Genomic DNA, 8,890 nt, shown 5'->3' with positions numbered 1-8,890 from the left:
TTCCGTGCAAGACCTCAAGAGAAAGCTCATGCGATACATCCGCAAGTACAACGAGCAACCCAAACCCGTGAAATGGAAGTATTGCGATCTGTCACGGCGCATTACTACCGATTCAATCGTTACAGTCCACTAGGGGCTAGGCACGTTGAGAAAAAATCTTTGGGTTTCGAACCCATGCGGCACAGACGCCCACAACCCAGATCAAGAAAAATGGACCAATCAGAAACTCGATAAAGCCAAGCGGAGAAAAAATAAAAGTGCAAGGACCATTCCAAATCGAAGTGCCGAAGGATCTTTCTGTAACGTATATCGGAGCCCCAAGCTCTTGACATATATTTATCCACCACGCCAGCCAAGACGGTACCACCCAAACACACTCGCCTTTAGCCCCCAGCTCTTTTAAGTAAAAAACGATACCGACTAGCAGCCAGATTAGTGAACCACCAAATGTCGCGCGCAAAATAACATCAAAAATAAGAACAGACTTGACTCGCTCCAAGACCTTCATGCGCCCTCCAGAATTAATCAATATTGACAAAGTGCTTTTTGAGCCCGGTTCAGCACGAAGCAATTTTTACCATGTGAAGAGAACTTTAGCTAGTTTGGCAACTCAACGCAGAAAAGAAAAAGCCCGCACGAAGCGGGCTTTTTCAAATAGCGCCTAAGACAGCCATCAGATGTTGTCGGTAAAGCTGCGCAGCTTGTCCGAGCGCGAGGGATGCTTGAGCTTGCGCAATGCCTTGGCCTCGATCTGACGGATGCGCTCGCGGGTCACGTCGAACTGCTTGCCCACCTCTTCCAGCGTGTGGTCGCTGGTCATCTCGATGCCGAAGCGCATGCGCAGCACCTTGGCTTCGCGCGGCGTGAGGCTGTCCAGGATGTCCTTGACCACGTCGCGCAGGCCGGCCTGCATGGCGGCTTCCACCGGGGCGGTGTTGGCCGTGTCCTCGATGAAGTCGCCCAGGTGGCTGTCGTCGTCGTCGCCGATGGGAGTTTCCATCGAGATCGGCTCCTTGGCGATCTTCATGATCTTGCGGATCTTGTCCTCGGGGATCTCCATCTTCTGCGCGAGCAGGCTGGCATCAGGCTCGAAGCCGAACTCCTGCAGGTGCTGGCGGCTGATGCGGTTCATCTTGTTGATGGTCTCGATCATGTGCACCGGGATGCGGATGGTGCGGGCCTGGTCCGCGATGGAGCGGGTGATGGCCTGGCGGATCCACCAGGTGGCGTAGGTCGAGAACTTGTAGCCGCGGCGGTATTCGAACTTGTCCACCGCCTTCATCAGGCCGATGTTGCCTTCCTGGATCAGGTCCAGGAACTGCAGGCCGCGGTTGGTGTATTTCTTGGCGATGGAGATCACCAGGCGCAGGTTGGCCTCGATCATTTCCTTCTTGGCCGCGCGCGAGGAGGCCTCGCCCTCGTTCATGCGCTTGTTGATGTCCTTGAGCTGGTCCAGCGGCACCACCACACGCGACTGCAGGTCCATCAGCTTCTGCTGCAGGTCCTGCACCGGGGGGATGTTGCGCGCCATGACGGCGCTCCAGGGCTTGCCGGCGTGGGCCTGCTTCTCGATCCACTTGAGGTCCAGCAGATGCGAACGCGCCGGCTGGCCGTGCTTGTCGCGGCCGCTGAAGTCGGTGATGAAGTGGTCCTGCGGGTAGCCGCACTTGTCCACGATGATGCGGCGCAGCTCGCGCTCCTTCTTGCGGATGTCGTCCACCTGGGCGCGCACCAGGTCGCACAGCTTCTCGATGGTCTTGGCCGTGAAGCGGATGGTCATCAGCTCGTCGGACAGGGACTTCTGCGCCTTCTGGTAGGCCGGGGTGCCGTAGCCTTCCTTGTCGTAGATCTTGTGCACCTTCTCGAACAGGCTGCGCAGGCGGTCGAAGCGCTCCAGCGCCTGGTTCTTCAACTCCTCGAGTTTCTTGGTCAGGGCCTTGGAGCCGCCCTTGCCGTCGTCGTCGTCGGCTTCGTCGTACTCGTCGAAGTCTTCCTCGGCCACGAAGTCGTCGGCTTCCTGGGCGTTGACGAAGCCGTCAACGACCGTGGAGATGACGATCTTGCCTTCACGGATTTCCTCGCCCAGGCGCAGGATCTCGGCGATGGTGGCGGGGGAGGCGCTGATGGCCTCCATCATGTCCATCAGGCCGCCTTCGATGCGCTTGGCGATCTCGATTTCGCCTTCGCGGGTCAGCAGCTCGACCGTGCCCATCTCGCGCATGTACATGCGCACCGGGTCGGTGGTGCGGCCGAATTCGCTGTCCACGGTGGACAGGGCGGCTTCGGCTTCCTCTTCCGCTTCCTCTTCGGTGGCGGCGGTCGGGCCGGTGTTGTTCAGCAGCAGGGTCTCGGCGTCCGGGGTCTGCTCGTAGACGGCCACGCCCATGTCGTTGAGCATGGAGATCACGACTTCCAGCGTCTCGGCGTCGACCAGCTTGTCGGGCAGGTGGTCGGAGATTTCGCCGTGGGTCAGGTAACCCCGCGTCTTGCCCAGCTTGATCAGCTGCTTGAGGCGCTGGCGGCGCTTGGCCAGGTCTTCTTCGGACAGCACGGTCTCGTCCAGACCGAATTCCTTCATCAAGGCCCGTTCCTTGGCCTTGCTGATCTTCATGCGCAGGGGCTTGACCTTCTCGCCGGGGGCGGCGGCCGGTTCCTCGGCAAACTCGGCTTCGATGTCCGACAGGTCCAGGTCGCCTTCGGGCTTGTCGACGGCGTTCTTGGGTTTGCGGCCGCGCTTGGCGCCGGTCTTGGCCGGCGCGCCGGCTTCGGCGCCGGCGGCCTTGGGCGGGCGGCCCGGTTTCTTCTTGGCGACCACTTCGCCCGTGGCGGTGGCGGCGGTTTTCTTCAGCTCGGCGGCGGTCGGCTTGCCGGCCTTCTCGGCTTTTTCAGTCTTGGTGGGGGTCTTGGAAGCGGGCACTGTCTTGGCTTTCGTGGCGGGCTGCGCCTTGGCCACCGGCTTGGCCGCTGCCTTCACGGCCGCCTTGGGGGCGGCTTTGGCAACGGGTTTGGCCTTGGTGGCGGGCTTCGGGGCAGCCTTCGCGACGGGTTTTGCGGCGGGCTTTGCAGGCTTCTTGGACTTTTGAGCGGGCATGGATCAACCTCGAAACATCAAAAACTGGCACAAAGAAACAAACACAGCACCGAAAAAACCGGCGCAGTTGGGGGACAGAGGAGAAATCCTCAGGGGCAAGATGGGAGGGCGAACATTTGGGATGCAGTCCTTGCGGTAAGGTGGCCGGTCGTGCGCGGAGGCTACGGTTGGCCTGGCCCGGAGGTGCTGCTGTCGCTCTTGCCGAAATCAGACTTGGATTATACCCGGCAATCGCCGGAATTCAATGCCGGCGCGGCTTGCCGGGGCTCATTCCGCGGCGCTGACGCCCGTTTCCAGGGCCATGCGGCGCGTTTGCAGTTCGCGGTAGCGGGTCAGGGCCGCCGGGTCCAGCTGCGAGGCGGCGATGGCCTCGGTTTCTTCGGCCTTGAGCTGTTCGATCAGCATGCGCCTGAGCAGGTTGCGCAGTTCGGTCAAGGCCTCTCCCTGGTCGTCGGTGGCGGCCAGGTCGGAGCCGGTCATGAGTTTCTGGGCCAGGATCTGGGCCGGGTGCTCGCGCAAGGCCTCGCTCAGCGCGCCCCAGGGCAGGGGGCCGTGTTCATGCAACTGCGCTTCCAGCCAGCGCAGCAGTTCGCCATGGGCGTCCGGCAGGGCGCACAGCAGCCCATGGTCTTCGCTGGAAAGCTGGTCCCAGAGGTGGCTGTGCGCCAGCAGCAGCCGGGCGGCCTGGTCCGCGCGGTTGACCGGCAGGCTGCGGCCGGCCAGGCGCGAGGGCCTGGCGCGGTAGCCGGCAGGGGCGGAAGCCGCACCCGCGCTGCTGCGTTCGGAGCTGCGCGGTGCGCTCCCCCGAGGCGCGGTGTTCCACAGGCCGGCCAGTTCCTGGCTGTCAAGCTGGACCTGGCTGGCGATTTCGCCCAGCAGCTGGCGCTTGAGTGCGCCATCGGGCAGGGCGTTCCACAGCGGCTTGGCCTGGCTGGACAGGCGGGCGCGGCCTTCGGCCGTGCCCAGGTCGCAGTCTTCGCTCGCCGCTTCGATCAGGAAGCGGCTCAGCGGCATGGCCTCGCTGACGCAGCGCGCGAAAGCTTCCTTGCCGAATTCGCGGATGTAGCTGTCGGGGTCGTGTTCGGCGGGCAGGAAAAGGAACTTGACCGTGCGCACGTCGCTGGCGTAGGGCAGGGCGCCGTCCAGCGCGCGGCGCGCCGCGCGCCGGCCGGCGGCGTCGCCATCGAAGCTGAAGACCACCGCGTCGGTGAAGCGGAAGAGTTTCTGCACATGGTCGGTGGTGCAGGCCGTGCCCAGCGTGGCCACGGCATTGGGAAAACCCAGCTGGGCCAGGGCCACCACGTCCATATAGCCCTCGGTCACCAGCACGTAGCCGGCGTCGCGGATGGCGTTGCGGGCTTCGAAGAGACCGTAGAGCTCATGCCCCTTGCTGAAGACCGGGGTCTCGGGGGAATTCAGGTACTTGGGTTTCTCGTCACCCAGCACGCGCCCGCCAAAGCCGATGCACTCGCCCTTGACGTTGCGGATCGGGAACATGATGCGGTCGCGGAAGCGGTCGTAGCGCTTTTCCTCACCCTTGTCGTCGTCGGTATTGGTGATGACCAGGCCAGACTCCACCAGCAACGGGTCGTCGTACTGCGCAAACACGCTGGCCAGGCTGCGCCAGCCTTCGGGGGCGTAACCCAGGCCGAAAGCCTTGGCGACTTCACCTGACAGGCCGCGGCCCTTGAGGTAGTCCACCGCGCGTGGCGCGTTTTTCAGCTGCTTGCGGTAGGCCTCACCCGCTTTTTCGAGCACATCATTCAGTGTGGCCTGCTTCTGGCGCTGCTCGGCGGCGCGGGCGCGGTCCTGCGGACTGGCCTCGTCCTCCGGCACCTGCAGGCCGTAGTGCTGGGCCAGGTCGCGCACGGCCTCGATGAAGCTCATGCCGGTCTGTTCCATCAGGAAATTGATCGCGTCGCCGTGCTTGCCGCAACCGAAGCAGTGATAGAACTGCTTGCTCGGGCTGACCGTGAAGGAGGGCGACTTCTCGGCATGGAAGGGGCACAGGCCCATGAAGTTGGCGCCACCCTTCTTGAGCTGCACGGTGCGCCCGACGATCTCGACGACGTCGGCGCGGGCGAGCAACTCCTGGATGAAGGACTGGGGGATGGCCATGGGGCGATTGTAGGAAGAGTGCCCGGAGGCGGCGCAGGCTCAGTCGCCCTTGACCGTGCCCTCGCGCCGCGGGTCAGCCCCGCCGTACAGGCCCTTGCCGCGCACCTGGATGGCCTGCAGACCGCTGGTCAGCGCCTGTTCCTGCACGCGATGACCGCGCTGGCGCAGGGCCGCTGCCGTGCTCTTGGGAAAACGCTGTTCCTCCAACAAGACCGGCCCGCCAAAGGCCGCGAAGTTGGGTACATCGATGGCCTTCTGCACGTCCAGATTCCAGTGCAGCGTGCCGTAGATCAGCTTGCTCGTGTAATGGATGATGTAGGCGCCCCCCGGGCTGCCGCCGCTGAGCAGGAACTGGCCGCCGGGCCGTTCGAACACCAGCACCGGGCTCATGGACGAGCGCGGCCGCTTGCGCGGCTCCACGCGGTTGGCGATGGGCGCGCCCGACTCGCTGCGCGGCATGAAGCTGAAATCCGTGAGCTGGTTGTTGAGCAGGAAGCCCCCGGCCAGGCCCTGGCCGCGGTTGACCATGAGGCGCGAGCCCCAGGCAGCCTCGATGCTGCTGGTCATGGACAGGGCCCGGCCCTGGCCATCGACGATGCTGATGTGCGAGGTGCCGTGCTCGATCTGCTCGGGCATGGGCCCCAGGCTCTGCTGGACGCCGGCCGGGATGCCCGCGGGGGCGTCGGGCATGCGCCGCGCGCCCGGGCCGCTGCCGATGAGCCTGGCGCGCTGGGCCAGGTAGTCTTCGTCGAGCAGGCTCATCCAGCTGTCGCCCGGCGGCGGCACGTAGTCCGGGTCGGCCACGTAAACGGCGCGATCGGCAAAGGCCAGGCGCGAGGCTTCGGTGTAGAGGTGCAGCCAGTCCGGGCCGGGCTGCAGCCCCTGGGGGCCGCGTGCGGGCTGCAGCCGGGCTGCGGGTGTGTGCGCCAGCAGGCCCAGGATCTGCCCCATGGCCAGGGCGCCCGAACTCGGCGGCGGCATGCCGCAGATGCGGACGTCGCGCTGGCGGGCCCTGGGAGGGCTGAGCGGTCGCGCGCTGTAGACGAAGCACAGGGGAGGGCGCACCGTGGATTCGTAGTCGGCCAGGTCGGCCAGGGTGAGGCGGCCCGGGTTGCCCGGGTGTTCGCGGACCTTGCGCACGATGGCCGTGGCAATCTCGCCTTCGTAGAAGACGCGCGCACCCTCGTCGGCAATGCGGCGCAGCACGGCGCCCAGCTCCGGGTTCTTCAGGCGGTGGCCGACCGGCCAGGGCCGGCCCTGGCTGTCGAAGAAATACGCCGCGGCGTCCGGGTCCTGCCGCAGGGAGTCGGCCTCGGCGAGCAGGGCATGCAGGCGCGGGCCGACCGGGAAACCCTCTTCGGCCAGGGTGATGGCGGGTTGGAAGATCTGTCGCCAGGGCAGGCGGCCATGCTGCTGATGGGCCAGCGCCAGCATGTGCAGCACGCCGGGTGTGCCGACCGCGCGCCCGCCCACGGCTGCGGCCTGGAAGCTCAGGGGCTGGCGTTGTGCGTCGAGGAAGAGGTCTTCATCGGCCTCGCTCGGCGCAGTCTCGCGGCCGTCGTAGGCTTCGGTGATCCGGCCGTCGTGGTGCAGCATGAAGGCGCCGCCACCGATGCCGCTGGACTGGGGTTCGACCAGGGCCAGCACCATCTGCACGGCCACGGCGGCATCCACGGCGCTGCCGCCGGCCTTGAGGATCTGGTAACCCGCCTCGACGGCCAGCGGGTGCGCCGCCGCGACCGCAAACTTCTTGCTGGCCCAGCCGGCCTTGTTCTGCCGGCTGCTGGCGGCCTCGGGTTGGGCCGGGACACCGCTGGACGGTGCGGGGGATTTCGCACCGGCGGGGATCGCGAGCAGGAGCAGGCCTGCGAGCAGCAGAACCGGAAGTTGCCGTGTGCTGCGCATGCGAGCTCCTGGGAGGCGCTCAGCGCGGGGCCAGGCGGATGGCGCCGTCCAGGCGGATCACCTCGCCGTTGAGCATGTCGTTCTCGAAGATGTGCCGGGCCAGCTTGGCGTAGTCCTCGGGGGTGCCCAGGCGGCTGGGGAAGGGCACGCTGGCGGCCAGCGCGTCCTGGACCTCCTGCGGCATGCCGAAGAGCATGGGGGTGCCGAAGATGCCGGGGGCGATGGTCATATTGCGGATGCCGTTGCGCGCCAGGTCGCGCGCGATCGGCAGGGTCATGCCGACCACGCCGCCCTTGGAGGCGCTGTAGGCGGCCTGGCCGATCTGGCCATCAAAAGCAGCCACGCTGGCCGTGGAGATCATCACGCCGCGCTCGCCCGTGGCCTCGGGCTCGTTCTTGCACATGGCGTCGGCGGCCAGGCGGATCATGTTGAAGCTGCCGATCAGGTTGACCGTGAGGGTGCGGCTGAAGCTGGCCAGCGCGTGCGCGCCGTTCTTGCCCACGGTCTTCTCGGCCGGGGCGATGCCGGCGCAGTTGACCAGACCCATGAGCTTGCCCAGGGAGACGGCCTTGGCGACGACGGCCTGGGCGTCGGTTTCCTGGCTCACGTCGCATCTGACGAAAGCACCGGCTATCTCCCTGGCCACGGCCTCGCCCTTGTCGGCCTGCATGTCGGCAATCACGACCTTGCCGCCATGGGCGGCCAGCAAACGTGCCGTGCCTTCGCCCAGGCCGGAAGCGCCGCCGGTGACGATGAATACCTTGCCTGCGATCTGCATGAAAAGCTCCTGTGTTCTGACCTTACGTTCACGTCAATTATGGCGCAGCCCTTCTTTTCTCTGGCGGCGCGACCGCGAAGCGGAAGGCGAGCGGAAGTTTGCTGCTATACTCGCTCTCTCGAACGAATTCTCAGGCGCGTAGCTCAGCTGGTTAGAGCACCACCTTGACATGGTGGGGGTCGTTGGTTCGAGTCCAATCGCGCCTACCAAAATCCCTTTCCGTCTTGTCGCCATCCGCTCTCAGGGTAAACCTTGGGGTGGTGGCGCTAGCGGCTTCCTAGAATGTGTTGCAGCGCAATGCATGTAAGCGGTCCGCAGGACCGTGCAGAGGAGATCAGGGCATGAAAGAGAAAAAGGGCGAGGCCGCTGCAGGCGCTGAGCGGATCATCAAGAAATACCCCAACCGCCGCTTGTACGACACCCGCACGTCGAGTTACATCACGCTCACCGAGATCAAGCAGTTGGTCATGGACAGCGACCCCTTCGTGGTGCGCGATGCCAAGAGCGGCGAAGACCTGACGCGCAGCATCCTCCTGCAGATCATCCTGGAAGAGGAGGCCGGCGGGTCCCCCATGTTCAGCACCTCGGTGCTTTCCAACGTGATCCGTTTTTATGGCCATGCCATGCAGGGTTTCATGGGGGGCTACCTGGAGAAGAACATCCAGACCCTGCAGGATATGCAGACCAGGCTTGCCGAGCAGTCCAAGGGGCTGACGCCCGAGATGTGGAGCCAGTTCATGGCCATGCAGGCGCCCATGATGCAGGGCCTGGTGACGCAGAACCTGGAACAGTCCAAGAACCTCTACCTGCAGATGCAGGAGCAGATGCAGAAACAGACCGAGCAGATGCTGGAGACCTTCGGGCTCAAGCGCTAGGGCGTGTTAACACTAATTGTGTCGAGAGTCATCGAATGCGAAACTGCAGGCATGGAGATCACACCCGAGCAATTCAAACGCATCGAACACTGCTTGCCCGTGCAGCGCGGCAACGTCAGCCTG

The 8,890-nt window shown here is 64.8% G+C and carries 6 protein-coding genes and 1 tRNA gene; 2 read left to right on the top strand and 5 right to left on the bottom strand.

Annotated elements, in window-relative coordinates:
• Positions 1-136: 136 nt before the first annotated feature.
• From ACYVH8_RS12950 to ACYVH8_RS12930, 5 genes are all read right to left on the bottom strand, one after another.
• Positions 137-508 carry a hypothetical protein gene (locus ACYVH8_RS12950; RefSeq protein ID WP_460489229.1) on the bottom strand — a complete coding sequence of 124 codons (372 nt, stop codon included), beginning with the start codon at positions 506-508 and terminating at the stop codon, positions 137-139.
• A 165-nt stretch (positions 509-673) separates the two neighbouring features.
• The gene (gene rpoD / locus ACYVH8_RS12945) at positions 674-3,091 is read right to left on the bottom strand and encodes an RNA polymerase sigma factor RpoD (RefSeq protein ID WP_460489228.1); all 2,418 of its coding nucleotides are present in this window, start codon (positions 3,089-3,091) and stop codon (positions 674-676) included.
• A gap of 267 nt (positions 3,092-3,358) precedes the next feature.
• On the bottom strand, positions 3,359-5,209 hold the full coding sequence (gene dnaG, locus ACYVH8_RS12940) for a DNA primase (protein WP_460489227.1): 1,851 nt from the start codon (positions 5,207-5,209) through the stop codon (positions 3,359-3,361).
• A 39-nt stretch (positions 5,210-5,248) separates the two neighbouring features.
• Positions 5,249-7,114, bottom strand: coding sequence for a gamma-glutamyltransferase family protein (locus tag ACYVH8_RS12935; protein ID WP_460489226.1), 1,866 nt, complete (start codon positions 7,112-7,114; stop codon positions 5,249-5,251).
• A 19-nt stretch (positions 7,115-7,133) separates the two neighbouring features.
• Positions 7,134-7,892, bottom strand: a complete 759-nt coding sequence (locus tag ACYVH8_RS12930; protein ID WP_460489225.1) for a 3-hydroxyacyl-CoA dehydrogenase — start codon at positions 7,890-7,892, stop codon at positions 7,134-7,136.
• A gap of 132 nt (positions 7,893-8,024) precedes the next feature.
• On the opposite strand from ACYVH8_RS12930, the gene ACYVH8_RS12925 reads away from it, so the two are divergent.
• Positions 8,025-8,101: transfer RNA gene (locus tag ACYVH8_RS12925), tRNA-Val, on the top strand.
• A 132-nt stretch (positions 8,102-8,233) separates the two neighbouring features.
• The gene (phaR, locus tag ACYVH8_RS12920; protein WP_460489224.1) at positions 8,234-8,767 is read left to right on the top strand and encodes a polyhydroxyalkanoate synthesis repressor PhaR; all 534 of its coding nucleotides are present in this window, start codon (positions 8,234-8,236) and stop codon (positions 8,765-8,767) included.
• The last annotated feature ends 123 nt before the right edge of the window (positions 8,768-8,890 follow it).

The organism is Curvibacter fontanus, assembly GCF_054780335.1.
Note: the sequence above shows the minus strand (reverse complement) of the source record. Positions and strands in the feature narration are given on the sequence as shown.